At 74.7% G+C, this 407-nt stretch carries 1 protein-coding gene; it reads right to left on the bottom strand.

Translation table 11 applies throughout. The features are described from left to right. The coding region (locus AC066S_RS39765; protein ID WP_478272056.1) for a hypothetical protein at positions 1-407 on the bottom strand (407 nt) is incomplete at both ends.

The following is a 407-nucleotide window of genomic DNA, read 5'->3' as shown; positions in this document are numbered from 1 at the left end:
CAGCGGGCCAAGGGCACCACGGAGCGGTTCGGATGCCCGAGCTCAAGGTTCTCGGCCTCGTCCTGCCCGAGCCCGAGGCCCGCCTCCCCAACGGCCAGGGCCTCCTTGCCGTGGCCGGCGTCCTTGAGAACCTGCGCGAGGTCGAGGGCTTCCGCCGGGCTGGTGAAGGTGGCCTCGGCATGCGCCACGGCCTCCGCGATCCGCCCGAGCCGGGCCAGCTTGCCGGCGACCCGCGCCTGCGCGCCAGCCGCCCGAGCGAGGTTCAGATAGGCCTCGTCCTGCCCGCTCGCGTCGAGCACGCGCAGCCGCACCTCCGTCAGAATGCGGTCTGCGAAATCCGCACCCTCCGGCGGCCAGGGTCCGGGGCCGCCGTCGAGGACGGCCTTCAGCGCCGGGTCGTCCCACCC

It is taken from the genome of Bradyrhizobium sp. CFUWI (assembly GCF_056429085.1).
This window is presented reverse-complemented; position numbering and strand designations above follow the sequence as displayed.